This window comes from Pseudomonas sp. 06C 126 (assembly GCF_001855215.1).
In the GTDB taxonomy this organism is placed as follows: domain Bacteria; phylum Pseudomonadota; class Gammaproteobacteria; order Pseudomonadales; family Pseudomonadaceae; genus Aquipseudomonas; species Aquipseudomonas proteolytica.
In genome coordinates this window covers 107,582-132,480 of the sequence record NZ_MIFU01000055.1, presented here as the reverse complement: position 1 = coordinate 132,480, position 24,899 = coordinate 107,582, and the positions used below count along the sequence as shown (strand labels likewise).

Sequence of the window (24,899 nt, the reverse complement as noted above, 5' to 3'; positions counted from 1 at the left end):
TCGCGGCTACCCCGGCATCCTGCCGGGGTGCCCACTGCGCAATACCTGCCTGCGGCCATCGTGGTTTAACGGGGCGCCTAAGATCAAAAGCCAGATCAACAGCAACGCCAGAGCGCGAAGCTGCATTCCCCTGTGGGAGCGGGCTTGCTCGCGAATGCGGTGTATCAGTCAATATATCCATCACTGACCCAGCGCATTCGCGAGCAAGCCCGCTCCCACAGGGGTACGCGCACGATTCGACGATCAGGTCGGCTGTCAGGCCGCCTCGCTTTGCTTGTGATTTTGATCTTAGCGCCCCGTTGAACCACGCTGGCCGTCATCCGATATTGATTTTGGGAGTAAACCGGCAGGACGCCGGTTTAGCCGCGCTGGGCCATGGATGGCCCATCGCGGCGACTCCAAAAATCAATGTCGGATGACGGGCACACCGAGCCTAGGCGAGGTGCCGAGTGGTGGGGCAAGAGCGTTTTGCTTACTTTTGCGCTGTTCAAAAGTGAGCCGCTGTAAAAGCGGAACCCATACCCGTCGCGACCGCGGCAACGGATATGTACACATACCCAGAAGAGCGAGTTGTGTCGATACTCATGCCGCGATGAGGCCCGTCCAGCTTGCATCAACCCCCCTTGGGCAACTCAATCACAAACCGCGTCCACCCCGGCTGTGACTCACAGAAAATCCTCCCCCCGTGCGCCCGCACAATCGACTGGGTGATCGCCAACCCAAGCCCCGCATGCTCACTGCTACCCTCATGCCGCGCCGGATCAACGCGGTAGAACCGGTCAAACAGCTTGGGCAGCAACCCTTGGGGAATCCCGGTCCCGGTGTTTTCCACGCTCAGCGTTACGCCCTGGGTGTTTTCGCTGATCCGCACCCGTACTTCACCCCCCGGCGGCGTAAAGCGCACGGCATTGTCCAGCAGATTGGAAAACGCCCGGCGCAGCATGCTGCGGTCACCGGCGGTACTGGCGCTGCCGTCGCGCAGCAGGTTGACCTGGGCGTCTTCGGCCAATGGCGCGAAAAACTCCAGCAGTGCGTCCACCTCGTTGGCCAGGGCCAGCGGTTCGCGTCTGGGGTTCAGCAACCCGTGGTCGGCCTTGGCCAGGTACAGCATGTCATTGACCAGTTGGGCCATCCATTGCAGCTCTTCCAGATTGCTGTGCAGCGCTTCGCGGTAGTCCTCCAGAGGGCGGGGATGGGTGAGGATCACCTGGGTCTGGGTCAGCAGGTTCGATAACGGCGTGCGCAGTTCGTGGGCGATATCGGCAGAGAACGCCGAAAGTCGCTGGAACGCATCGTCCAGGCGGCTGAACATGGCGTTGAAGGCCTGGGCCAGTTCCGCCAGTTCGGCCGGCATCTGTTCCTGGGGCAGGCGCTGGGTCAGGGAGTTGGCACGCACGCGGCTGGCCACTTCGGTCATCCGTCGCAGGGGCCGCAGGCCGCTACGTGCGGCCCAGGCGCCGAGGAGTGCGGTCGCCACGGCGGACAGGCCGACCGTCAGCCAGATCAGGTGCTGCATGCGTTGCAGGAAGTGTTGGTGATGGGTGATGTCCAGCATTAGTACAAGCTGCGCCGAACCTGGCTTGCCGGGATTCAAGGGGGCGTTGTACACCCGGTAATTGGTGCCGGCGTTTTGCAGGCTGTGCAGGCCAGGGGTGGCGGGCAATTGGGCGGGAATGGACGGGGAGCTGTCAAACCAGCGCTGGCCATCGGCGGCGTTGATGCGCACCGACAGGTCGGGTTGATGGCTCAGTTCGTCTGTCAGTGCGGCCACGCGTTGGGCGAACAGCGCCGGGGTATCGGCATCTTGCAGGGCGCTGCGCAGGGCCATCAGTTTGCTGTCGAGCAGTTGTTGGTCCAACTCGATGAAGTGCTTTTCGCTGGCCTGGCTGAACAGTACGCCCGCCAACAGCGAGACCACGGCAGTGCAGCCGGCAAACAACAACGCCAGACGGCTGGCCAGGGAGATACGCTTCATCAACTGAACCGCTCTTCCAGCACATAGCCCATGCCGCGCACGGTGTGGATCAGTTTATTGGGAAACCCGTCATCGATCTTCAAGCGCAGGCGGCGGATGGCGACTTCGATGATATTGGTGTCACTGTCGAAATTCATGTCCCAGACCTGGGAGGCAATCAGCGACTTGGGCAGCACTTCACCCTGGCGTCGCAGGAGCATTTCCAGCAGGGCGAACTCCTTGGCGGTGAGGTCGATGCGCTGGTTGCTGCGTTCTACGCGACGGCGGATCAGGTCCAGGCGCAGGTCGGCCAGGTGCAGGCTGGTCTCTTGGGGCGTGCTGCTGCCCCGGCGCAACAGGCTGCGCACCCGGGCCAGCAGTTCGGAAAAGGCGAAAGGCTTGACCAGGTAGTCGTCGGCCCCCAACTCCAGGCCATGGACCCGATCCTCGACCGCATCCCGCGCGGTGAGGAACAGCACCGGGATCTCCAGGCCGGCGCTGCGCACGGCCTGGAGGATTTGCCAGCCGGTGCGCCCGGGAAGCATCACATCCAGAATCAGCAAGTCGTAGTCGCCCGTCAGCGCCAGATGCTGGCCGGTGGTGCCGTCGGCCACTAGTTCGGTATTGAACCCGGCTTCAGTCAGGCCCTGGCGCAGGTATTGGCCGGTTTTGGGTTGGTCTTCGACGATCAGCAGTTTCATAGGCAACTCATGGCAACGGGTAGCAGCGGGCTTTATACCGTGTGCGCCAGGGGGCTGGCGCAACCTGACAAAGTTGTAATCTAGCAGTCAGGTAGCTGGCAGCGGCGCATTATTAGAGTGTCCCACAGGCTGGCTTTATACCTTTGGAGGATAAACATGTTTTTGCGTAAATCTTGGTGGCTGGCAGGTTGCCTGATGGTGTTGAGTGTTCCGGCGTTGGCCGATGGCGCCCACACTTTTGCCTTTGGCCAGGCGGCGCCGGCGACCAAGGCCACTCGTACGGTGGAGGTGGTGCTGCAGGATATTTCCTTTGCCCCCACCTCACTTGACGTAAAAGCCGGTGAGACGGTGCGCTTTGTGCTGGTCAACAAGGGCCAGTTGCTGCACGAATTCAACCTGGGGGATGCGAGCATGCATGCCGATCACCAGAAAGAAATGCTCAAGATGCAGGCCAGCGGCATGCTGACCGCCACCGGTATGGGCCAGATGGACCACGCGGCGATGGGCCATGGCGACATGGGCGGGATGAAACATGATGATCCCAACAGCGTGCTGGTGGAGCCGGGCAAGACCGCCGAACTGACTTGGACCTTCAGCAAGGCCGGTGCACTGGAGTTTGCCTGCAACCTCCCAGGGCACTATCAGGCGGGAATGGTTGGCAAGCTACACGTCAGTCCATAAAGGCGATGCTCAAAGGCGGGCGCAAAGGCTGGTAGACTGGCGGGGTTTATTTAGCCAGGTTTCCGCCATGCATCCCGCAGCCGAACATTCGCCGCTGGGCAAGTCCAGTGAATACATTTCCACTTACACACCCTCATTGCTATTCCCTATCCCTCGTGCCGCCAAATGGGCCGAGTTGGGCCTCACCGCCGAAACGCTGCCCTACAACGGCGTGGATTTCTGGAACTGCTTTGAACTGTCCTGGCTGTTGCCGTCCGGCAAGCCGGTGGTGGCGATCGGTGAGTTCAGCATCCCGGCTGACTCGCCGAACATCATCGAGTCGAAGTCCTTCAAGCTCTACCTCAATTCGTTGAACCAGACGCCGTTTGCCCAGGTGTCCAACCTTGAGGCGACCCTGCGTGCCGACTTGAGCGCGGCGGCCGGCAAGCCGGTGGGCGTGCGCATCCGCAGCCTGGCCGAGGTGGAAGACGAAGGCCTGGTACGCCTGCCGGGGGTGTGCATTGATGACCTGGATATCAGTGTCAGCAACTACGAGCACCCGCGCCCGGAACTGCTGCGTTGCGACGATTCCCGTGTGGTCGAGGAGAGCGTGCACAGCCATCTGCTCAAGTCCAACTGCCCGGTGACCAGCCAACCGGATTGGGGCAGCGTGGCGGTGGAGTACCGCGGCGCGGCGCTGGATCACGCCAGCCTGTTGGAATACCTGGTGAGTTTTCGCCAGCATTCGGACTTTCATGAGCAGTGCGTGGAGCGGATCTTTCTCGACCTGCAGCGCTTGCTCAAGCCTGAGAAGTTGACGGTGTATGCGCGGTATGTGCGTCGGGGCGGGTTGGATATCAATCCTTACCGCAGTACCGAGGACGTGCCGTTCCAGAACCTGCGCCTGGCCCGGCAGTAAGCTTTACACCAAACAAATGTGGGAGCTGGCTTGCCTGCTCCCACATTGGGTTCTGTGCTTGGCTTGGGGTTTGGATCAGATGCCCATATTGCCCAAGGCCACCACAATATTGCGCAATGTCCCGGCAATGCCCGGATGGTCCAATTCGAAACGTTCGACTGCCAGGTTTACATCATCGGCAATGCTGGGCGGTTGAGTGGCAGGTTCCAGTTCCAGTTGCACTTCAAACTTGGCAATCAAGGCTTCCAGCGCTTCGCGTTTTTCCAGTGGCAGAGGCGGGTCCTGATTCAATTGCTCGCGCAGGATGGAAACCTGTTCTTGCAGTTTTTCGCGGGCAGGCATGGCGTTCTTCCTTTTATCGATAGGCACTGGCATAGACCACGGCACGCCGAGAAAGGTCTACGGGATGACCTGTAGATTAATCCACTGGCGCCGACTGTGCATGATCTTGATCAGGGCTTTTCGCCTTTGAGCCGGCGCAGGCTGATGTCTGCCAGGCACGTGTCCAATTCACCCAGGTGGTCGATCACCGAGTGCACGCCAAGCCCGTACAGTGCGACGGTAGCCTTGGCACGCTTGTGTTCGCGCGCCTGTTCGTCCAACGCTTGCCATTGGGTCGGAGAGAGCCCGCACAGCGATCCGCAGGACGCCAGGCCAATTGTCCAGAGCCCGGCATTGAGCCCGGATTGCAGCAGTCGGGGTTCTCCACTGACCAGCACGCAGCCGTCCAGGCGCTCAATGTTCAGGTCCATCAAGGCTTGCCAGCAGGCATGGGGCGCAGGCCAAGGGGTGGCCGCGGGACGGGTGCCCTGGACCCAGCCGGGCAGGGCTGCGGCCAGTGCCGTGGTGACGGTGGAGGGCAACTCATCCAGCCAGGCGCAGGGGGTGCCTTGTCGACTGAGCGATTGCAGGATATTCAGGGCGCCAGGGGTGGCCAGGGTTTCGCCAGCGGGGATGGTGTTGGCGTGGGCCATGGAACCGAAGTCCACCAGGCAGCCACTGAGCCCAAACAATACGGCGGTGAGGCCGGGGGCGTTCTCTGCAACGATCTGGGGGTGGGGCATTGGGACGTCCCTGAAAATAGCTGTGACGCTATCGAAGGTCCGTGACAGGTAGATGACACCTGATTAGATTGTGGGAAAATTGTACATTTTCTGAATGACATTTCCGTCAAGCTGCCTAATCTTACACTTCCGTCATATACTGCCGCCTTATTCAGGGCATAGCGCCCATGACAGATTATTCAAGGAGTTCAAGCTATGCGCTGGAGCCAGTGTCTTGCTCAACTATCCGTGTGTGCCAGTGTCCTGCTGGTACCTTTCGCCGCCCAGGCTGCGGAAGACGACCCATGGGAAAGCATCAACCGCCCGATCTTCACCTTCAACGACACCGTTGATACCTACGCACTCAAGCCATTGGCCCAGGGCTATCAGTTCATTACTCCGCAATTTGTCGAAGACGGTATCCATAACTTCTTCCGCAATATCGGTGACGTGGGCAACCTGGCCAACAACGTGCTGCAGCTCAAGCCTCATCAGGCGGGTGTCGATACCGCGCGCTTGCTGGTCAACACCACGTTTGGCGTGTTGGGCTTGGTTGATGTCGGCACCAAAATGGGGCTGCAACGCAGTGATGAAGACTTCGGCCAGACCCTCGGTTATTGGGGCGTGGGCAGCGGTCCTTACGTGATGCTGCCATTGCTGGGCCCAAGCACCCTGCGTGATGCTCCGTCCAAGTATGTCGACAGCTACACCGAACCGTACCGCTACATGAACGACATTCCTACGCGTAACAGCGCCATGGGCCTGGATATCATCGATACCCGCGCTAGCCTGCTGTCGGCTGAAAAGCTGATCAACGGCGACAAATACACCTTTATCCGCAATGCCTACCTGCAGAACCGTGAGTTCAAGGTCAAGGACGGCAATGTAGTGGATGATTTTTAAGGTTAAACCTTGAATGAAAAAGGCGGCCATCGAGGCCGCCTTTTTTGTGTGCATTGATTTCAGTACATCTTGAGAATTTTCAGGCCCAAGTGTTGGTCGTCGCCTTCTTTCCTGGCCCATACCACTTCGGTGTCCGCTTCCAGTCCTTTGAGTGCGGCATGTTCTGAGTCGATACGCACCTTCAGTTGGTCGCCCACGTTGAATGGGTGCTGCGCCTGAACCTGCATTCCAGAGCTGGAGAGGTCCAGGCAGACCCCGGCAATCTCCTGGCCGGCGTGGATCAGCGACACGTCGGCCTCCACCCGCATGCGGATGAAATCGCGCTTTTCCGCGTAGTCACGTTCATTTGCGCTCATAGGTTTCATCCTTCCATTGCGTTGTGGTTTTGCCTGTTCTTATAACTCCCGGTGATTTGCGATGTAAAGACGCCCAGCGACCATCGGCATGAGCTTGAAACCCCTGGCGGATGGGAGTACCGTCTGCGCCTTAGAAAGGCACCTCTGCTTTACCTTTGTGCGTGAGCCAAAAGCTCATGTTTTGTAGGACAGAGAGGCTAGAAAGCGAATCCAGTAGTGCGAGCCCGGCCATTGCCAAGCTGCCTACGCCAACCTAATTCTGGCGCCGTTTGCCCACATGCAAAAAACCAGTGCCACGCTGCTGATAATCGATGACGACGAAGTAGTGCGCGCGAGTCTCGCGGCCTATTTGGAAGACAGTGGCTTCAGCGTCCTGCAGGCCGGCAATGGTCTTCAGGGTCTCCAGGTGTTTGAGCGCGACCAGCCCGACCTGGTGATCTGCGACCTGCGCATGCCCCAGATGGGCGGCCTTGAGCTGATCCGCCAGGTGACCGAGCTTGCCCCGCAGACGCCGGTGATTGTCGTGTCCGGTGCCGGGGTGATGAACGACGCCGTGGAAGCCTTGCGCCTGGGCGCCGCCGATTACCTGATCAAACCCCTGGAAGACCTGGCCGTATTGGAGCACTCGGTGCGCCGAGCGCTGGATCGTGCTCGCCTGCTGCTGGAAAACCAGCGTTATCGCGAGAAGCTCGAAACCGCCAACCGTGAACTCGAAGCCAGCCTCAACCTGCTCCAGGAAGACCAGAACGCCGGTCGCCAGGTACAGATGAACATGCTGCCGGTCAGTCCCTGGACTATCGACGAGTTCCAGTTCGCCCACCAGATCATCCCGTCGTTGTACCTGTCGGGCGATTTTGTCGACTATTTCCGCGTGGATGAGCGCCGTGTCGCGTTCTATCTGGCCGATGTCTCCGGACACGGCGCATCCTCTGCATTCGTGACCGTGTTGTTGAAGTTCATGACCACACGGCTGTTGTTCGAATCCAAGCGCAACGGCACCTTGCCGGAGTTCACTCCCTCGCAAGTGCTGGGCCACATCAACCGAGGCCTGATCAGCTGCAAGCTGGGCAAGCACGTGACGATGGTCGGCGGCGTGATTGACGAAGAAACCGGTCTTTTGACCTATAGCATTGGCGGTCACCTGCCATTGCCGGTTTTATACACTCCGGACAGTGTGCGTTATCTGGAAGGGCGTGGTCTGCCGGTTGGCTTGTTCAATGAAGCCACCTATGAAGACCACATCCTGGAATTGCCACCGGCCTTCAGCCTGACGCTGATGTCTGATGGCATCCTGGACCTTCTTCCAGAGCCTACACTCAAGGAGAAAGAAGCCGCCTTGCCCCAACGGGTCAGGTCGGCGGGCGGCAGCCTGGATGGCCTGCGGCAGGTTTTTGGATTGGCCACGCTAGGGGAGATGCCGGATGATATCGCCCTATTGGTGTTGAGCAGGAATCTTTGATGAGTACCGGAAGAATCCAATTCGCCGAGCAAGATGGGACCTTCGTCCTGAAGTTTGTCGGTGAAGTGCGCCTGACCTTGTGTTCGGCGCTGGATGCAACGATTGAGCGGATTTTCACTGCCTTGAATTTCTCGGCGATCGTGATCGATCTGACCGAAACCCGCAGTATCGATAGCACCACCCTTGGGCTGTTGGCCAAGTTGTCCATTCTGTCTCGGCAGAAGGTTGGACTGCTGCCGACCGTCGTCACCACCCACGAAGACATCACCCGGCTGTTGCAGTCGATGGGTTTCGACCAGGTGTTCAACATCGTCGACCGCCCGATCCCATGCCCGGAGTGCCTGACCGACTTGCCGTCCCAGGATCAATCCGAGGAAGTGGTGCGGCTCAAGGTGCTGGAGGCGCATAAGATCCTCATGGGCCTGAACGAATCCAACCGCGAAGCCTTCCACGACTTGGTCAACGCCCTCGAGCGGCACTGACCTCACGGTTGGAGCACGGTCAAAATGTGGGAGCTGGCTTGCCTGCGATAGCGCCAGCCCAACCAACACATACTGAACGGTACAAAAAAGGGCGGCACCCTAACGGATGCCGCCCTTTTTACCGCGCCCGCTTTTTACAGCTTGGCGCTCAACAATGCCTCCAGCTTCTCCTGGTCACGAGCAAACTGGCGAATGCCTTCGGCCAGCTTCTCCGTGGCCATCGCATCCTCGTTGGACTCCCAGCGGAACTGCGCTTCTGTCATGTGCACACGAGGTTCACCGGCATTGCCTGGCGCCAGTTTGCGTTCCAGCTTGCCATTGTCGGCCGCCAGTTTCTCCAGCAAGTCCGGGCTGATGGTCAGGCGGTCGCAGCCGGCCAACTCTTCGATCTGGCTCAGGTTGCGGAAGCTCGCGCCCATCACCACCGTCTTGTAGCCATTGGCCTTGTAGTAGTTGTAGATGCGCGTTACCGACTGCACGCCTGGATCATCGGTGCCGGTGTAGTCGTTGCCATTGGCCTTTTTGTACCAGTCGTAGATACGACCGACAAACGGCGAAATCAGGAACACCCCGGCTTCAGCACAGGCCACAGCCTGGGCGAAGGAGAACAGCAGGGTCAGGTTGGTCTGGATGCCTTCCTTTTCCAATTGCTCGGCGGCGCGAATGCCTTCCCAGGTGGATGCAATCTTGATCAGTACGCGGTCGCGGCCAATACCTGCCTTTTCGTACAGGTCGATCAGGCGATGCGCACGCTTGAGTACCGCGTCAGTGTCGAACGACAGGCGCGCATCCACCTCGGTGGAAATACGCCCCGGCACCACTTTGAGGATCTCTTGACCGACAGCCACCGCAAAACGGTCACTGGCCAGGCCCACATCACCGTTGCAATCCTGCACGCAGGCATCCAGCAGCTTGGCATAGGCTGGAATTGACGCAGCCTTGAGCAAGAGGGAAGGGTTAGTGGTGGCATCCTGCGGCTTGACGCGAGCGATAGCTTCAAAATCGCCGGTGTCGGCAACTACAGTGGTGAATTGCTTGAGTTGTTCCAGCTTGGAAGTCATGGGCGTGCTCTGTCCTATGGGTCTGATGACATTACCCGAGGGCTGCTAGCCGCTCAAGGGCGCAAATGCGTTCGATCGTTTGCGAGGGCAACAACCTGAAAACAGGCGTTTGAATGACCGACCTTGCAGGTAAATAGGAGGGCAAAATCGTAATCGGGTTCAACCCGATGCAATAAACGCCGAGAGCAAAGGTGGGAGCGGGCTTGCCCGCGATAGCGACGGACCGATCACCGCATAAACTGACTGGCACCCTCCGTCAGCGACCCTCCAGCAGCGCCCCAGCCTGATCCAGCAAAGCCAGCGGGTCCGCGGCCTTATGAATATCCACCGACAACAACTGCCGAAACCTGCGCGCCCCAGGAAACCCGGTGCCCAACCCCAGCACGTGCCGCGTAATGTGATGCATCGCCCCACCCGTAGCCAGGTGCGCGGCGATATACGGCCGCAACTGCGCCAACGCCTCGGCCCGACTGATCACCGGCGCCGTACTGCCAAATAGCCGCTGATCCACTTCTGCCAGCAAGTACGGGTTGTGATAGGCCTCGCGCCCCAGCATCACCCCATCAAACACCTGCAAATGCTCTGCACATTGCTCCAGCGTCTTGATCCCGCCATTGAGAACAATCTCCAGCTCGGGAAAATCGCGCTTCAACTGCGCCGCCACGTCATAACGCAACGGCGGAATGTCCCGATTCTCCTTGGGCGAGAGCCCCTCCAGAATCGCAATCCGCGCATGCACGGTAAAACTGGTGCAACCGGCGTCCTTCACCTGCCCGACGAAATCACACAGCTGGGCATAACTGTCCCGCCCGTTAATCCCGATACGGTGCTTGACCGTCACCGGAATCGACACCGCATCGCGCATTGCCTTCACACAGTCCGCCACAAGAGCGGGGTGCCCCATCAGGCATGCCCCGATCATATTGTTCTGCACCCGGTCGCTGGGGCAGCCGACGTTCAGATTTACCTCGTCATAACCCGCGTCCTGGGCCATGCGGGCACAAGCCGCCAAATCCGCCGGAACACTGCCGCCCAACTGCAACGCCAACGGGTGCTCGGCTTCGTTGTGACGCAGGAAACGTTCGTGATCGCCATGGAGGATGGCGCCAGTGGTGACCATCTCGGTGTAGAGCAGGGCGTGCTTGGAGAGCAGGCGCAGGAAGTAGCGGCAGTGGTGGTCGGTCCAATCCATCATAGGTGCAACGCTAAAGCGCCGAGACAGTGCGGGGCTTGATTCTGCTGGGCTAAAGCTCTGTTTATCTAGCATTTTACTCAACGTGTTCTTGGCGTGTTTTAGGGCGTTTTCAGGCGTTTTTCAGGGCTCGGTGGTACGATGTACCACCTCAAAACTGACGCGTACCACTTTCGATATGGCGACTATCAGGGCAAGAAAACTGGCGGATGGGACTGTGAGCTACACGGCTCAAATCCGCATCAAGCGCGACGGAGTGCAAGTCTACCAAGAGAGCCAGACCTTCGCCCGGAAACAGGCAGCCCAGGCGTGGACGCGTAAGCGTGAGTCGGAGCTTGATGAGCCCGGCGCGATAGAAAGGGCGAGCCGGCAGGGCGTCACCGTCAAAGAAATGATCGAGCAGTACCTGCTGGAAGTGGAAAAGGCCCGGCCGTTGGGCAAAACCAAGAAAGCCACGCTTGAAGCCATCGGCAAGATGGATATCGGCAAGCTCAACGATACTGACGTCACCACCCAATGCCTGGTCGACTTCGCCCTGTGGCGAATGAGCCGAGAGGGTGGTGGGGTTCAGCCACAAACCGCTGGCAACGACCTGGCGCACCTCGGCGCTGTCCTGGCCATCGCCAAAGATGCCTGGGGCTACCAGGTCGATCCGCTCGCCATGGGCGGTGCCAGGCGCGTGCTGCGCAAGCTGGGCTACAACCTGAAAAGCCGGGAGCGTGATCGCCGGCCGACCTTGGACGAGTTGGGAAAGGTGCTGACGCACTACCAGGCCATGCAGGCCAGGCGCCCGACCGCCATCAATATGTTGAAAGTCGTGGGGTTTGCCCTGTTCTCCACGCGCCGCCTGGATGAAATAACCCGTATTCGCTGGGCGGACATCGACGAGACTGGTCAGCGGGTGCTGGTGCGCGACATGAAAAACCCCGGGCAGAAGATCGGCAACGATGTTTGGTGTTACCTACCGGACGAAGCGTGGCACATCCTCCAGACAATGCCCAAGGCCGGCGAAGACATATTCCCCTATAGCCCTGAGTCAATCTCGACGTCCTGGGCGAAAGCCTGCAAATTCCTGGAAATTGCAGATCTTCACTTTCATGACCTTCGCCATGAAGGTGTGAGCCGCCTGTTTGAAATGGACTGGGATATCCCGCGTGTGGCGAGTGTTTCCGGGCACCGGGATTGGAATTCAATGAGGCGTTACACCCACCTGCGCGGTAAGGGTGATCGTTATGTGGGCTGGGAATGGCATGAAAAGATATTGAGGGCGCCCGTCCAACTGGGCGCCGCATCAATGAAGTGGCTCAAACGACGGGTTTTATCCCGTTGAGCTGGTTGTGTTCTTTAACTGCGGCGGCGCGCTGTAGGTCGAGGTAAACGGCTAGATCGGTGATGTGGACGCCCTTGGCTGACTTCTGGCTCGGCTCCAGGCGGGTAATTGGAAGCTTGATCTGACCGCTCATCACCTTGCGCTGGAACATGTCAGGCGTCAGGTGTGTGAAGTAATCTCGGCACACCAACTCCAGCGGGATAATCGCCTGGCCGTCGTATTGGGCCATGAGAATGAAGGCTGTATTCATCGGATCTCTCCAAACAGAGACAGGCGATTCAACTGACTGTGGCAGTGCGGGTTGACCCATATGCATTCAGTACGGGTCGCGGAGCCGCGCCCAGCGCTGATACGGGCGGAAGTGCCATAACTGGCCCAGTCAGGCAGCAGCTCGGCATACAGATCACTTGGGTAACCAGACAGGACCACCATCCCTTCCAGTTTGAGCAAAACAGCGAGCAACTCCCGGTGCGCGGCGTCATCCATTTCGTGCTTGTAGTACCTGCCGCTGGATGCGCCCTTGTATCTGGTGTCGTGCACGTAGGGTGGGTCAACGTAATGTAGAGTCTGCGGCCCGTCATGCGCCTTAACAACCTCGATCGCCGGCCTGTTCTCGATCAACACCCCGCTCAGCCGCTGGCCAACCTCTGCAAGTTGATCTGGGTAGCTCGCCCAGAGTGACTGGGCTGTGCCGTATTGGCGTTTGGTGTCGATGCGGAAACCCGTTACACCCTTGGTCGCACCGGCAGAGCCGAAGCCCATCTGAGCCCTGATGATCGTTCGACGTGCGCGTTCGATCGGCTCGGCGCAAGGCTCCCACGACAGTTCGAACTCCTCCCTTGAGTAGGGTGTGAATACTAGGCGTTCAATAAGTCCCGATCGGGAGTTTTGATCCTGCAGGACTCGGAAAAGGTTGACGATATCGCCGTCCAGGTCGTTGTAGACCTCGGAATATGATCGAGCCTTCTGCATCAGCACTCCGGCGGCGCCACCGAATGACTCGACGTAGCAGGTGTGCTTTGGAAAGTGTTGTAGCACCCACGGTGCGAGCCGGAATTTGGCGCCGTGGTAGCGGATGACAGGTGATGTTATTGCCATTGGTAGCTCCCCCCTTACATCCGAAACGATTGATGAAAGGATCCCGGCTGAGCCTTATGCTCTGCGGGTTTCGCCATATCGCCCTGGATCTCGCAAACGAACCGATGCCGCTTCTGGTTGGGCGCAGTTAGGGCCTCGGTCAGGCCGGGCACGACGTCGGTGCATTGTTCATAGGCGTGCGGGCCGTTCCAGCTATCCGCCTGCACCACTTGGCAATCCGTTCGTGTCGCGTCCGCGCACAGGTAAAGCAAAAGGAACACAGTCATACGCCAACCTCCTGCTGAGCCACGCTCAACGCGATCGCTACCGGCTGTACCCAAACCGGCATGCTGTTGAGCATGAAGGTTTCACCAGCCTCGGCCAGCAGCAGGGTGGTTCCCATCACATGGGCGATTGCTTCGGCGGCTGCCGGTGGAACTGCGTTCCCGATCCGCTCTCGCCATGCCTGATCACTCAGACCGTCCAGCTCAAACCATTCCTCTGGCTCAACCAGACTTTGCAGCGCGGCCAGCTCCAGCGTGGTGAATGGCCGGTGCCAGGTGCCGTCGAGGCTTTCGATAACGCAGGTCAGCCGCTCGTTGGCTTCCGGCATGCGGGGATCTGCAACAGACCACCGCCCATTGTCCTGGCGGGCGCTGGCTGAAACCGCGCCGCACTGGTCGCTCCAACCCACAACGCCGTAATGGCCGCCGGTTAGGTAGGCATCGCCCTTGGTTCGCTTCATGCCTGGGCGTGGGTCTTGAACAGCGAAAGCGCCCTGACCCGTGGTGCTGCCAGAAATTACCGTGCGTGAGGTGCCGTCCCACTGGGCCACGTTGTACTTGGCGTGTCCAATGCCAGGGTCGCGCGGGTCAGCAACGCTGAATGTCCCTTGCCCGGGTGACTTGACGCCGATCACTGCGCCGCTGGTTTCGTCCCAACGGCGGACGCCGTACTGCTGGTATTGCAGGGCGCCGGCCCTGGCTCGTGGATCCGCTACCGAAAACTTGCCGTTGGTTGGGCCGCTGCGTGCGGCGACGGTACCGGCGGTTTCGCTCCAATCGTGAACACCAAGGAAGCCATCCCGGAACTGGGGAACAATGACCAGGTCGCGCAGGTAGCCGTCCTCGATCGCTAAGTCATTCAGGCAGCGCCAATCCTTGCCAGCTTCGACCAGGGCGAGGCGAACCCACGTTTTCCATTGCAGCGCCGGTACCCGGTGCATTGGGCCAGCGGCGGCAACGTCACCAGCCATTGGCATGCGGCCCAGGATCGAGCCCACAGACTTGAGCGTCTTCTTCTCTGGCTCATACAAGAATGGCGGTACCTTCTCGATGTGCCTGGCCACCAGCAAGAAACGCTTGCGGCTCTGGGCCAACCCGCCGATCACGCCACAGTCGTGGGTGGTTTCTGCAACTGCATAACCGTAGTGATTCAGCAGCTTGTTGATCTGGTCCAGCAGGTGCCGGCCACGGGTGGCCAGGCGCGGTACGTTCTCGAAAACGATCAACGATACCGGGTCATCCTTCCAGGCTTCGCACATCAGCCAGACGCAGCGCAGCGTCAATTCGTTGAGGGCCTGGTACTTCGGGGTCAGGCTCATGGTTTCGGACAGCAAACCCGAGGCGCCTTTGCACGGGCTGGAGATAAACACCGCGTCAGGACGCTGGTAGCCGGCAGCCTTGCGTACATCGTCGGGGCCAGCCTCAACCCAGCCAGGCGGTGGTGGCTTGCCGTGAAACGCGGTGTACATGCTGAGGGTGAACAGGTCCATCAGCGTGCCAGAAACACCAGACAGCCGTTGGAAGTCACGCAACCCGGCCGGGTCAACGTCAATGCCACCGATGCACTGCCACTCGGCCTGCATGTTGCCCACCACGGGCTTGGCGTTGTTGAACCCTTTGGCGCCGCCGCCGAGGCCACAACAGAAGTGGAAGTGCTTGAAAACACGCTTATGCATGTTGCACCTCCCGCAATGCGAAGACGGTGACGCTGTGTTTCAGGTTGGGGCTATTACGCAGGTTGCGTTTGATCCGTTTGAGCTGTTGCGCTCTTTCTGGCCCGTAATCGTCACTGAGCACTACGAGATTCAGTTTTGACGCACACATGAGCAGATTCACCAGCTCACAATATTTCATCGCACCGTACGGAACCGTCGCAACGCTACGCCCGTTGGCTTTGAGTTGCTGCTCAATCTCGAACAGTTTCGTGGAGCGGTAGTCCGCCCGATTGATGTCGACGTAAACGATATGTAGGGCTGGGGGGTCAGCTTTGTCGAGGCGGGCCATTGCGCTAGACACGATGTCGTCGATTGACCAATTGTCAGTGGGAGCCTGTGTGCTGTCAGTGGCTGGGTGCTGGGTTTGCATGGTGCTTCTCCTTTGAGACGGTGGGGGAGTTGCAGCTCCCCGGTATGCCGTCTGTGTTGGGTATCAGTGCGCGTATCGACGCGGTTTGTTTTGTTTGGCCGCTTCACGCTCGGCCATGAAGGCAGCCCATTCCGCCGTTTTGCTCTGCTGGCGGATGCGGCTACAGGCTTGGTGCTTGCGGGTGGAGCGCGCCTTGCCGCAAATGTCGCAGCGGCTGGGCAGGTCAAGCCGGTGGCTTGCCATGGTTGGGCGTTCGCGTTCAGGGCTTGGCTGTTTGGGCATTTCTTGCCTCCCGGGCGGCTTCGTACTCGCTGGCCAGAATCTCAACCGCGCCGACGATCCAGCCGTTCGTTGGCTTGCTTGCTGCGATGGCGGCCAGGTGTTCCGCTTCATTGATTTGAAAGCCCAGGTGGAAATAGGCGGTGCCGTCGAGTTCAAACTTGATTCCGCCGCTCATCAGGACGCTGCCCGTGTTCACTCCCAACAGCCCCCAATATTTGTGGGTGCTGAGGCGTTGTGGGCAGTGCTCTTTCCACAAACCAATGAGGCGCTCGTGCTCAGACCGAATTGCTGCTCGATCTTCCTTGGATAAGCCCTTGCCAGGCTCGGCAGCGGTGCGCAGTGAGCGGTAGCCATGGTCATCAGGGCGGCACCAGTGCACGTCCAGCTCAGTACCGCCTGTAAGTTTCACTCCACCAGCAAAGTGGGAAGTGAGGTCCCGCATTGGTGCGACTTTGCCGCCGAAGTGCACACCCAGAGCCATCAATAGAGCGTTGAAAGCGTCTTTCTGGACGTAAAAGCTCCGAACAATGGCGACGGTTGCTGGCTCGTGGGACCTGTAGAAAAAGTCGGCCATGATCACTGTCCTCCCATAAGCATGCGGGTCAGTTCGTTGGGCTGACCTTCCGGAGTGAGCTTGGTCAGCGGCAGAGTGGTGCGGTGGCCGTTGCCTATCCGAACTACTGCGAGGAGACCATTGATCTCGACTATCACGCCCTTTCGGGCACTGAGCCTGTAGCCCGTGCCCTGGGCTCTAAGTGCCGTGTAGCTGACCTTGTCGCCGACAGCCAGCACGGTTGTGGTAGCCTCTACGGTGCCGCCTTTGGGTTGATTCACTTGCATGGTGCTTCTCCTTTGGGTGGTCGGTGTCGGGGGGTTGCAGCCCCTCGGCACCACCTTCTTACTGGCTTTCGCCGATTGGGTTTTGCTTGCGCACCAGGTGCACCAGCAGGTTTTCAAGCTCGACAACTTCATCTGTCTCGGATTGCCACTCCAGAACTGCCTGGATCTGATCCCGGCTGCACTCCAGCACCAGGATCTCTTTATCGCTTACCGCACGAACATCCAGGATCGCGACTAGGCCGGCTGGGTCGTAGGCTTCGGCGTGAACAATTTTTCCCGATTCTTTAAACCAGTCCTTCAGCTCTTTCAGGTGCCGGAGGCGGTTGGTTTCCCCCTCTTTGCCTTCCCCTGTGATGACTTGTACGTGCATGGTGCTTCTCCTTTGGGTGGTAGCAGACGTTGCAGCGCCTGACGGGTAAAACCGGTGGTGTGTCAGGCCTGGAAGTGCCAGCACTTCACAATGGGTTGTTTCGTGACGACGGCGTTGGTTTTGGTGGCGTGGTAAGCGCGTACAGCGCTGTCGGTCGCCTTGTTTACGTCCAATAGCTTGTGGGAGCGGGAGTCCTTCAGGCGTTCGCGCAGCTCACCGACGTCGGCGATTTTTTGCCGGTTCTCTGCCGCACATTTCACGAAGTCGTTGAGGTTGATGGCGATGACGTGGTCTTTTTTGCTGTGGTTGACCACCGGGCCTTCGGCGTCGAGGCCTTCCAGGTACTCGTAAACCTCCCAGAATTCAGCCACCACCGGATGGTCAGAGCTGATCGAGGCCTGACGCTCTATCGCCATGCGGATTATCTGCGAGCGGGTGTGCTCGACCTGTGCGTCAGTGAGCGGCACCACCATGCGCAGGCAGTCGAGCAGCGCGAGCATCTGGGCGTGGTTCTTGTTGATCCGCTCCACGCGAATGTAGCCACGTAGCTTGTTGCCGCAGTGGTTACAGTCGCTGTGTTCGTCCTTGAATCGGGTATCACAAGCGAAGCAATGGGAGTGCAGGTTGCGCAGCTTTGCCTCATAGCCCGGTATCCGCTGGCCGAAAAGCTCCATTACCTCCAGCTCTTTGCGCACGGCCTGCAAAACAAAGTTGCTGAGTGTCGAACCGTCCAGCGCATTGAGCCGATCCGCCGCCGCACGGCTTTCAGGCGTCACGTTCGGTCGCACAAAGTGCAGTTTGACGATCCGGGTCATGATCGCCTCAGAAGCCACCACTGGGGCGTTCTGGCTGATGGCAATGGTGCCGCGAAACGGAGGTTCGTAGGTTTCGTTACCAGCGGTTTTAACGCCCTTGGTTGCCAGGGTGCCGCCGCCGAAGTAGTCCTTGAGTTCGTCCCATTCGAAGGTTTTAGCGTGGGCCTTATCGTCGCCGCTGCGGTCTGACTCCAGCAACACGATGGGCATGCCGGATACCTGGCCCATCAAGCGGCTGCGGCCGGCCTTGGTGGATTTGGAGGGGTCGAACCCTTCGTAACCATCACGGCCCGCGAGTTTCCAGAGCAGTGTGAGCAAAGTGGTCTTGCCGGCGCCGGCCTCGCCCGTGGCTTCAAGGAACGGAAACGACTGGTACCGGCCACGGATCTGCTCGGCGAACAGGGAGCCAAACCAGAAGGTCAGCGCCACGACGCCCTGGGCGCCGAAGCACTGCCAGAGAAGGCCAAGCCACTGCGGATCGTATTTTTTGCTGTCTTTCTCCAGATCGATCTTGACCCCCTTTTGCAGGGTTTTGAGCTTGAGCTTGCCCATTTCGAAGAATTCTTCTTCGTTGATATTGATGACCTGGCCTTCGCGGATGGCGACGTCGTTAAACACGTAGCAGTGGTATTCCTTGCTGTAGCCCACGTAGTCGATGGTCTGAACGGTTTTGATCCCAAAAAGCTGGTCTTTCATAAGTTTGTCCAACTGCTGTCCACTGCCGGTGAACACGGCTCCGGCACCCATGCCGAGAAGTCTTTTTTTGAATTCGCTGGCGGCGGCGACCTGGCCGCCGGTAAAGGTGTTTTTCACTGAGCCGCCGTCGTGGGGAAAGTCGACACGGAAGAAGTACCAGGACTCGTCGGTAATCTCGTTGCGCTGGAAATAGAGGGCTCTGGGGTAGCAGTTGGCGATCTCGACGACACAGCCGGACATGCGCAGGGCTTTCTCTCTGATGGCCTTATCGTTCAGGATTTGGTCTTCCTGCTTGTCGCTACCTTCCAGTGCCTGTTTGGCGCTGTTGAACTTGGAGATGTCCAACTTCCACCAGTACAGCCGGGAGTCGAAACAGAAGTGAAATTCTTCCCGCTCGCGCCATTGGTACATGAGCAGGGCCTTGTCACTGGCGCTCTCTGCAATCAGCAGGGCACCGTGGTGCTTGGCTTCTGCCAAATCTTTGTCGATGCGATGGGCACGCGCTTCGTCGTCGTCCATAAACGCCCAGCGCTGGTGCAAGTCGTTCCAGTCAACTTTGCGGGCGTCCGGTTGCGGAACCTGTGCGGCTTCGCAGGTGAAACCGAGTTCGCGGGCACGTTTCACCCAAGTTCGTGTGTATTTATGAGCACCCGGCTCGTTGTCCAGAGCCCAGATCAACTTAGGTGTTTTGCCGCCGCGAGCGGTGATCAGCGTCTTCAGTGACTCCTCTGGAAAGGCATTTGAAGACAAGGCTGCAACTGCAGATAGGCCGTTGTGAATGAGCGCGATGGCGTCGAAGATGCCTTCAACGATCCACAACTCATTGACTTCAAGCAGATCCAGGCAGGGAGGGCACCACCAGTGCCCCTTGTAGCTCTTGAGGGGCTGGAAGCGGGCCTTTTTCTTGCCAAAGCGCGAAGGCTGGTCAATCAGGCGTTCCCAGTACCCGCCGTGTTCTAGGGGAAAGCGGACGGTGGCAGAGCCGATTTCTAGCTCCCGATCAAAGTAGCTTTCCTGGGTATACCAACCCTCAACCAGTTCAGTGCGAAAGCCCCGCGCAAACGATAGATACGCCTTGGCACTGGCGGCTGGCTCGTCACGGGAGGCAGGTGCGCGTTTGCTCCAGTCGTCAAACAGGTCGGGGTACAGCTCTTTTGTCGGAGCCATGTACTTACAGTTTTGTTCACGGCCACAGCGAATGAACCAAGGTTCGTCATGGCGAGAAAACAGGCGTTTCTGGTTGCACTGCGGACAAGTGCCCTTGCGCATGTAATGCGTGCCCTTCATGTGCTGAAGGCCGTAGTCAGATTCCAGGCGTTGAATAACATCAGCGCGGATCTGGTGTTCCATGGGCTTGCGATTCACTGCGCGTTCCCCGTGGCGGGGACGAGCTGCTTTTTCAGCTCGGTGCGTGTCTTGCAGATGCCGGCCAGGTAAGGCAAGTCCTCAAGCACCTTCGGCGCCCGCTGGCCGCTTGGCACATTCCGGTAGCGGTCGGAGTACCAAATATCAGCCATGGTGACTTCGTACTGACTGGTCAGCCACAGCAGGTAGTGCTGCGCCTGCTGTTCGTCCAGCTCCAGTTTTATGGTGATTTTGCTCATTTCGGCCACCAGTAAGTTGCAGTTTCCCCTTACCCACGCGGTGCGGGCATACAGGAGGGGGAGGTTGGGGTTTAGTGCGGGAGGTTGTGATTCAGCAGATGCGTGGGAAGCAATCGTGCTGACACAGGGCGTCGCTGTTGGGTGCAGGTGTCCAGTAGCCAGATAACCGGGCGGTATGGGCCGCTGTTGGGGTAGATCCCGAGCCAGGCAATGCGGTTGCACGTCATGCTTTCGAACTCGGCCACGGCCAATTCAGCAATGCGTTGCACCAGGTGTGGCGGTACTTCCAATGACAGCGTCAGGTATCGGGCGCAGTTATCCAGCAGTTGGGTGTCACCGGCCAGGTGTTGGGAACGGTGGCGGTACAGATAGGCCACGGCCGCTTGCTGCATCGCTACGCGGTAGTCGCTGGTGGGGTTGGCGGTCAAGTTGATGGCGTTCATACGGATGCAGTCTCCACGTCCAGTTGGTCCAGCAAATCGGGTTGGTTGGTATCGGCACGGCTGTCGCGTATCGCCTTTTGGCGCGCCACATATGGGGCGATTGGGACTATGGTCAGCGGTCGCTCAACACCCGACGGACTGAGCTGAAAATCTATGGTTTGGCTACCGGTAAACGTTGCCCCGCACACGACGTTCATGCACTGGTAGTACAAAGAGCGGAAACATGGCGTCTGCCCCTCAGACGTCCGAATGCGCAGCGGGCCGTAGCAGGCAGGGCAAACCAGCTTGTAAGTGCTCAATGCTTTTGCCCCCGGCCGTGCAGCATGATCGTTGCCAGAACCTCGGAGTGGCGCGCCGCCTGGTATTGGCTATGAGCGCTCAGAATGGCCTCAGCCTCGTCCTGCTCAATGACCCCGTCGTCCAATGCCTTGGCGATGATCTGGTCGACTACACCGCGCTTGGCGGCAGCGTTTACTGACCGGCTGTATAGGTCGACGTTGTCGAGCGTTTCAGGTTTGGCCAGGGGCACAAACATGCCTCCGTACATGGCTGCAATGTATTCAGGCAGATGTGTAGTGCCGGCGTCCTGCTCCAGCATGTGGATCTGCTCATCACTCAAAGGCCGGCTGCCGGCGTTTTCGTAGATGTGGTTATCGAACTTTTTGAGTTCGTAACCGAGGCGCGCCGAAGCGCATTCACGGCCACCTTTGTAGTCGTTGATGACAGCGCTCATGACTTGCCGCTTGGTCGCTAGAACTGGGCGTTTCATTTTCTGGTTTCCCCTTGGAGCCAGAGGCCCTAGTTTGTGATCTGGCCGTCTTTGATACCGAGCAGCACAGCTGCTCGATGTGCTTCCCCACGACGGCCCTTCTTACGGCCGTTCAGCAGGTCGCTGACCAGATTTTTGTTCAACCCATGCTGGCGGCTAAATTCGGCAATGCTTTTACCCTCGCGATCAAGAACCGCGCGGGCTTGCTCGGGGGTCTGTAGGGCATGCATAGTGTTCGTCCGTGTTTAATCGTGTTCGACGACAAGGATTCTTGGTCAGATTTCTGCTCAAGTCAACTTATTTTGATCAAAAAAATGCTCATTTCTTTAGGGGTAGGCGAGCGCCTGAGAGAGGAACGCGAGCGGCTGGGTAAAAATCAGACCGACTTTGGTGTTTCCGCAGGGGTGAGTCGTGGGACTCAAAAGGCCTATGAACTTGAGACCAGTTCCCCCGATGTACGCTATCTCTCTGGGCTCCAAGAGCTTGGAGTTGATGTGCATTACGTGCTGACCGGTTCTCGGGTTGACACAGATCTCAACAACCTCAGCGATGTCGAGGTGGCGGTATTGGGGCATCTTCGGCAAATGGCTGAAGCAGACCGTAATGTCCTATTACGTACCGCATCGGCATTTGCGGGTGCAGCCAGTTTGGAGGGGGCGAACGGCCACAACTAAGCAAGGTGCAGTTGGAGACAGGAAATAACATGCCGACCAAGAGGGTCGGTTTTTTTCGTGTAATAGAAAGGAGCTATTTAAATGGCGCTGAAGCCTTGTAAGTCTTGTAAGCACACCGTGGATACCACGGCAAAAATCTGCCCAAGCTGTGGCGTTAAAAACCCTGGTGTTACGGCAGGGCAGCAGGTGTTCGGACTTGTGATTCTCCTGGTCATCATCGCTGTGACATTTTCAATGTGTTCGGGTGGCGGCAAGGAAAAAGCCGTTGAGAAGGCTGCACAAAGCGCTGCTTTGCCGTCTTACTCAATTACCAAAGACGATTATCGAGAGGGCAGGCCTCGAAAAGTTGAGGTCATGCTGACCCAGCGTCTGAGTGACGCAGAGCTTGCCGAAGTAGCCAAAGCTGTTCGCGCTGATACCAATGTTAAGGCCGAAAAAACCTTCATCGGATTCCGGGTGGAAGGGCAGATTGACAAAGCATATTGGGCCAACGCTAGTTTCGATCCTGACTACAGAGCGTCTCTCATCGGTACTAGCGCTCAGGACTACCAAACCCTGAAAACGATGGACCTCAAGGCCTACCCGGACATGATTGGTAGTTGGCTGCAGGATGGGGCGCTGGGCCATGTGATGGTGTTGTACAAGCGGGATGGTAAGTACTTCATTGACTCTGTGTTCCCCAGCGGTGGCAAAAACACAGAGACCTTCACCGCCAAAAAGCTCCCTGATGGGGGATTGCGTCTGGAAGATCCTGAGCAAGACTTTGGCGAGTACTACGTTGTCGACGCGAAGGGCAATTTGCAAGGGTGGGGCGAGAACGGTATGTACATGACGTTGCAACCCCACAAGTCCGAGCTGTAACAGAGGTTCACAGTTTTTTTGATCGTGGGCTGATGACACACCAACTTTGTGATGAACATCCGTTGTTCTCCGGGAGACCTTAACGGTGCCGTGTTGGCACCGGGCTCCCGTTGCATGTGAAAGGAGTAATCGCATGATGGGGAACAATAGCGTCTCGAACAATCAGTCGTCAGTCGTAAATTCGGACTGCCTGAGTGAGCAAGAAGGCATGTTGTTGGCGCTGTTTCGGGCCATAAGTGTCCAGCGGCAAAATGATGTGATGCGACTTTTGGAAGTGTTCTTGCAAGCTCCTGAATAGTGCCCACGGGCCCCGGCCGAGTGCCGGGGTTTAAGCCAACTTGTCGGCTTGTGCCTTTCTCCACTCCCGATCCACAGCCCGCTTAGCCGTCTTCTCACTGGCATACAACCACCTTAAGCGTCTCGGCTTTGCCTGATCGCCCGCCGTTATCGTCTTCTCCTTACCGCTTTTTTCATCCCGGTAGTACGCAATGATCCCCGTGTAATCCCCTGCGTTGTCCTCTGCCAGATCCTCCACATTGTCCTCGGGCAACTTGCTCTCCAGCTCCAGGCTCACGGTATAGCCTCCGTCAGCAGTGAGGCTGTGTTGCACATTCCCGCCGTACCAGATGATCTCGTCGATTTCCGCCTTCACGCCCTGGAGCGTGTAGGTCAATTCGGGAATCAGGTCCGGCCGGCCCATGGCGAGGGTATAGCTGAGGGTGGCGCTGCCGCGTTGTAGGCGCCGGAATTCGGCACGGGCAGCACGCAGGGCTGATTGTTGGTCGCTGTAGGTGTGGCGCAGGTCTTTGAGGTTGTCGCCGCCGCCGGCAATGGCTTCCTGTTTCTTTGCACTGTTGACGTCGTAGTAATAGGCGCGCACGCCGTCGTAGCTGTCGCGGTCGGCTTGCAGGTAGCGATGCTGGTCACCGTCGATGCGGGTCAGGGTGATGTGTGGCAGATCCAGGCCGCTGGCGGTCTTGCCGCCACCGGCCGGCAGGCATAGCAGGCAGCCGGCTTTGACGCTGGCTACCGCGTCGAATTCTTCGCCCAGGCGGCTGATCAGGTTGGCGTCGGACTCGTTGGCCTGGTCGAGCTGCAGGATGGGCAACCCGTCCAGGGTGCCGGCAATGGTGGCGGTGAGGTTGTTGCCCATGGCGATATCGCCCAGGACCTCGCCGAGGGTGGTGTTGCTCCAGCTGCGTTCGCGTTTGGTCTTCAGGCCCTTGCGCAGGTCCGCCGAGCGGGCGCGGATGCTCAGGACGTCCGGCGCGCCGCTGTGTTCGGTTTCGTCGACGGTGTAGGTGCCTTTGTCTACCAGGCCTGTGTCACTCCAACCCAGCCACAGCCGCAACACTGCGCCTTTGGGCGGGATGGTCAGCAGGCCGTCGTGGTCGCTGAGGGTGATCGTGAGTTGATCGGCCTCGACGCCGCGGTTGTCGGTCAGATCCATGCTCATCAGCCGCGGGCTGATCTTCTGGGCGATATCGAGGCCGTCCACGGACAGACGGAACGCCGGCACCGGGTAGGCCGCGTCGCGGATGAAGCGCTGTGCGGTGTCCTTGAGGTAGCCGGTGACCTTGGACAGAGCGGCCTCGATCACAGCAGCCCCCGCAGGATGTTGACACCGATGTTGGTGGCAGCACCGATCAGATCGATGCGGTCATCGTCGGTACGTTTAAGGCTCAGGGTGAACTCAATGCGCCGTGGCGTGCCATTGCTGAAGAATATGGTTTTGGTTTCGCTGAGACTTTCGATCACCCACAGGCCGTAGATCCGGCCACTGCCTTCGACCATGGGCCAGGCCTTGCCGGTGTTTGCCATCAGGCGCAGGGCGTCCAGGCTGAGGGCGCTGCCGGCCAGTTCCGGGAAAATGATGCCGGGGAGGGTGATGGAGTCGTCGCCACGGCCCACGAACTGCCGCGCGGGAGCGGCGCCGACGCGGTTGTTGCTGGCGTGTCGCCAATCAGTTTGGCGCTGCAGCTCCTGGTAGGCGGCGGTGGAGAGGCTGAACACGAACATGCCGAGGGCGCACATCATGG

Annotated in this window: 31 protein-coding genes; 8 read left to right on the top strand and 23 right to left on the bottom strand. The window is 58.8% G+C overall.

The window, feature by feature from the left end:
- Positions 1-613 precede the first annotated feature (613 nt).
- Positions 614-1,975 (bottom strand): heavy metal sensor histidine kinase, encoded by a 1,362-nt coding sequence (locus BHC62_RS07275; RefSeq protein WP_083335416.1) that lies wholly within the window; start codon positions 1,973-1,975, stop codon positions 614-616.
- Positions 1,975-2,655: a heavy metal response regulator transcription factor gene (locus tag BHC62_RS07270; protein WP_029300776.1), complete on the bottom strand. Its 681-nt coding sequence runs from the start codon at positions 2,653-2,655 to the stop codon at positions 1,975-1,977. Before BHC62_RS07270 ends, BHC62_RS07275 begins: the two co-directional genes overlap by 1 nt.
- Positions 2,656-2,811: 156 nt before the next feature.
- Here BHC62_RS07270 and BHC62_RS07265 point away from each other — a divergent pair, with 156 nt between their 5' ends.
- Together BHC62_RS07265 and queF are read left to right on the top strand one after the other, a co-directional pair.
- Positions 2,812-3,336, top strand: a complete 525-nt coding sequence (locus tag BHC62_RS07265) for a plastocyanin/azurin family copper-binding protein (protein ID WP_070994627.1) — start codon at positions 2,812-2,814, stop codon at positions 3,334-3,336.
- Positions 3,337-3,403: 67 nt separating this feature from the next.
- On the top strand, positions 3,404-4,234 hold the full coding sequence (gene queF, locus BHC62_RS07260) for an NADPH-dependent 7-cyano-7-deazaguanine reductase QueF (protein ID WP_029300772.1): 831 nt from the start codon (positions 3,404-3,406) through the stop codon (positions 4,232-4,234).
- Between the two features lie 75 nt (positions 4,235-4,309).
- Here queF and BHC62_RS07255 read toward each other — a convergent pair whose 3' ends face one another.
- Both BHC62_RS07255 and BHC62_RS07250 read right to left on the bottom strand, forming a co-directional pair.
- Entirely contained in the window at positions 4,310-4,576 is a 267-nt protein-coding gene (locus BHC62_RS07255; protein ID WP_029300769.1) for a DUF4404 family protein, read from the bottom strand.
- Between the two features lie 110 nt (positions 4,577-4,686).
- On the bottom strand, positions 4,687-5,298 hold the full coding sequence (locus BHC62_RS07250) for a phosphatase (RefSeq protein ID WP_070994626.1): 612 nt from the start codon (positions 5,296-5,298) through the stop codon (positions 4,687-4,689).
- 195 nt (positions 5,299-5,493) lie between these two features.
- Between BHC62_RS07250 and BHC62_RS07245 the strand changes: the two genes are divergently transcribed.
- Positions 5,494-6,180, top strand: coding sequence for a VacJ family lipoprotein (locus BHC62_RS07245; RefSeq protein ID WP_029293840.1), 687 nt, complete (start codon positions 5,494-5,496; stop codon positions 6,178-6,180).
- Positions 6,181-6,239: 59 nt separating this feature from the next.
- Here the strand turns inward: BHC62_RS07245 and BHC62_RS07240 are convergent, their stop codons facing one another.
- Positions 6,240-6,536, bottom strand: a complete 297-nt coding sequence (locus tag BHC62_RS07240) for a PilZ domain-containing protein (protein ID WP_029293842.1) — start codon at positions 6,534-6,536, stop codon at positions 6,240-6,242.
- 277 nt (positions 6,537-6,813) lie between these two features.
- On the opposite strand from BHC62_RS07240, the gene rssB reads away from it, so the two are divergent.
- Both rssB and rssC read left to right on the top strand, forming a co-directional pair.
- Positions 6,814-7,995, top strand: coding sequence for a two-component system response regulator RssB (gene rssB / locus BHC62_RS07235; RefSeq protein WP_029293844.1), 1,182 nt, complete (start codon positions 6,814-6,816; stop codon positions 7,993-7,995).
- Positions 7,995-8,477, top strand: coding sequence for an anti-sigma factor antagonist RssC (rssC, locus tag BHC62_RS07230; protein ID WP_029293846.1), 483 nt, complete (start codon positions 7,995-7,997; stop codon positions 8,475-8,477). Before rssB ends, rssC begins: the two co-directional genes overlap by 1 nt.
- Before the next feature lie 134 nt (positions 8,478-8,611).
- On the opposite strand, the gene tal is transcribed toward rssC, so the two are convergent.
- Both tal and dusA read right to left on the bottom strand, forming a co-directional pair.
- Positions 8,612-9,538 (bottom strand): transaldolase, encoded by a 927-nt coding sequence (gene tal, locus BHC62_RS07225; protein WP_029293848.1) that lies wholly within the window; start codon positions 9,536-9,538, stop codon positions 8,612-8,614.
- A gap of 256 nt (positions 9,539-9,794) precedes the next feature.
- Positions 9,795-10,805: a tRNA dihydrouridine(20/20a) synthase DusA gene (gene dusA, locus BHC62_RS07220; protein WP_029293850.1), complete on the bottom strand. Its 1,011-nt coding sequence runs from the start codon at positions 10,803-10,805 to the stop codon at positions 9,795-9,797.
- A gap of 103 nt (positions 10,806-10,908) precedes the next feature.
- Here dusA and BHC62_RS07215 point away from each other — a divergent pair, with 103 nt between their 5' ends.
- Positions 10,909-12,060, top strand: coding sequence for a site-specific integrase (locus BHC62_RS07215; protein ID WP_070994625.1), 1,152 nt, complete (start codon positions 10,909-10,911; stop codon positions 12,058-12,060).
- On the opposite strand, the gene BHC62_RS07210 is transcribed toward BHC62_RS07215, so the two are convergent.
- From BHC62_RS07210 to BHC62_RS07145, 14 genes are all read right to left on the bottom strand, one after another.
- Positions 12,035-12,310 carry a pyocin activator PrtN family protein gene (locus BHC62_RS07210; protein ID WP_070994624.1) on the bottom strand — a complete coding sequence of 92 codons (276 nt, stop codon included), beginning with the start codon at positions 12,308-12,310 and terminating at the stop codon, positions 12,035-12,037. The genes BHC62_RS07215 and BHC62_RS07210 overlap by 26 nt on opposite strands.
- Positions 12,307-13,158, bottom strand: coding sequence for a DNA adenine methylase (locus BHC62_RS07205; RefSeq protein WP_070994623.1), 852 nt, complete (start codon positions 13,156-13,158; stop codon positions 12,307-12,309). Before BHC62_RS07205 ends, BHC62_RS07210 begins: the two co-directional genes overlap by 4 nt.
- Positions 13,159-13,172: 14 nt before the next feature.
- Complete coding sequence (locus tag BHC62_RS07200) at positions 13,173-13,424, bottom strand: hypothetical protein (RefSeq protein WP_070994622.1); 252 nt, start codon at positions 13,422-13,424, stop codon at positions 13,173-13,175.
- Positions 13,421-15,097 carry a DNA cytosine methyltransferase gene (locus BHC62_RS07195; RefSeq protein ID WP_070994621.1) on the bottom strand — a complete coding sequence of 559 codons (1,677 nt, stop codon included), beginning with the start codon at positions 15,095-15,097 and terminating at the stop codon, positions 13,421-13,423. The genes BHC62_RS07200 and BHC62_RS07195 overlap by 4 nt, the downstream gene beginning before the upstream one ends.
- Positions 15,090-15,506: a hypothetical protein gene (locus BHC62_RS07190; RefSeq protein ID WP_070994620.1), complete on the bottom strand. Its 417-nt coding sequence runs from the start codon at positions 15,504-15,506 to the stop codon at positions 15,090-15,092. The genes BHC62_RS07195 and BHC62_RS07190 overlap by 8 nt, the downstream gene beginning before the upstream one ends.
- A gap of 259 nt (positions 15,507-15,765) precedes the next feature.
- Positions 15,766-16,362, bottom strand: a complete 597-nt coding sequence (locus BHC62_RS07180; protein ID WP_070994618.1) for a hypothetical protein — start codon at positions 16,360-16,362, stop codon at positions 15,766-15,768.
- Between the two features lie 2 nt (positions 16,363-16,364).
- The gene (locus BHC62_RS07175) at positions 16,365-16,628 is read right to left on the bottom strand and encodes a hypothetical protein (RefSeq protein ID WP_070994617.1); all 264 of its coding nucleotides are present in this window, start codon (positions 16,626-16,628) and stop codon (positions 16,365-16,367) included.
- Between the two features lie 58 nt (positions 16,629-16,686).
- Complete coding sequence (locus BHC62_RS07170; RefSeq protein ID WP_070994616.1) at positions 16,687-16,998, bottom strand: hypothetical protein; 312 nt, start codon at positions 16,996-16,998, stop codon at positions 16,687-16,689.
- A 62-nt stretch (positions 16,999-17,060) separates the two neighbouring features.
- Positions 17,061-19,859, bottom strand: a complete 2,799-nt coding sequence (locus BHC62_RS07165) for a toprim domain-containing protein (RefSeq protein WP_176770969.1) — start codon at positions 19,857-19,859, stop codon at positions 17,061-17,063.
- A gap of 11 nt (positions 19,860-19,870) precedes the next feature.
- A complete protein-coding gene (locus BHC62_RS07160; RefSeq protein WP_070994614.1) occupies positions 19,871-20,113 on the bottom strand; it encodes a hypothetical protein in 243 nt (80 codons plus the stop codon).
- A gap of 71 nt (positions 20,114-20,184) precedes the next feature.
- A complete protein-coding gene (locus BHC62_RS07155; protein WP_070994613.1) occupies positions 20,185-20,556 on the bottom strand; it encodes a hypothetical protein in 372 nt (123 codons plus the stop codon).
- Positions 20,553-20,855, bottom strand: a complete 303-nt coding sequence (locus BHC62_RS27290; RefSeq protein ID WP_071610006.1) for an ogr/Delta-like zinc finger family protein — start codon at positions 20,853-20,855, stop codon at positions 20,553-20,555. The genes BHC62_RS07155 and BHC62_RS27290 overlap by 4 nt, the downstream gene beginning before the upstream one ends.
- Positions 20,852-21,325 carry a YmfL family putative regulatory protein gene (locus BHC62_RS07150; RefSeq protein ID WP_070994612.1) on the bottom strand — a complete coding sequence of 158 codons (474 nt, stop codon included), beginning with the start codon at positions 21,323-21,325 and terminating at the stop codon, positions 20,852-20,854. The genes BHC62_RS27290 and BHC62_RS07150 overlap by 4 nt, the downstream gene beginning before the upstream one ends.
- Positions 21,326-21,354: 29 nt before the next feature.
- On the bottom strand, positions 21,355-21,555 hold the full coding sequence (locus BHC62_RS07145; RefSeq protein WP_017477234.1) for a DNA-binding protein: 201 nt from the start codon (positions 21,553-21,555) through the stop codon (positions 21,355-21,357).
- Positions 21,556-21,576: 21 nt separating this feature from the next.
- On the opposite strand from BHC62_RS07145, the gene BHC62_RS27285 reads away from it, so the two are divergent.
- Together BHC62_RS27285 and BHC62_RS07135 are read left to right on the top strand one after the other, a co-directional pair.
- Positions 21,577-21,999 (top strand): XRE family transcriptional regulator, encoded by a 423-nt coding sequence (locus BHC62_RS27285; protein WP_256324280.1) that lies wholly within the window; start codon positions 21,577-21,579, stop codon positions 21,997-21,999.
- 81 nt (positions 22,000-22,080) lie between these two features.
- Entirely contained in the window at positions 22,081-22,860 is a 780-nt protein-coding gene (locus BHC62_RS07135; protein WP_070994610.1) for a zinc ribbon domain-containing protein, read from the top strand.
- Between the two features lie 328 nt (positions 22,861-23,188).
- Here the strand turns inward: BHC62_RS07135 and BHC62_RS07130 are convergent, their stop codons facing one another.
- Together BHC62_RS07130 and BHC62_RS07125 are read right to left on the bottom strand one after the other, a co-directional pair.
- Positions 23,189-24,460, bottom strand: a complete 1,272-nt coding sequence (locus BHC62_RS07130) for a phage late control D family protein (protein WP_070994609.1) — start codon at positions 24,458-24,460, stop codon at positions 23,189-23,191.
- Positions 24,457-24,897: a phage tail protein gene (locus BHC62_RS07125; protein ID WP_070994608.1), complete on the bottom strand. Its 441-nt coding sequence runs from the start codon at positions 24,895-24,897 to the stop codon at positions 24,457-24,459. Before BHC62_RS07125 ends, BHC62_RS07130 begins: the two co-directional genes overlap by 4 nt.
- Positions 24,898-24,899 lie beyond the last annotated feature (2 nt).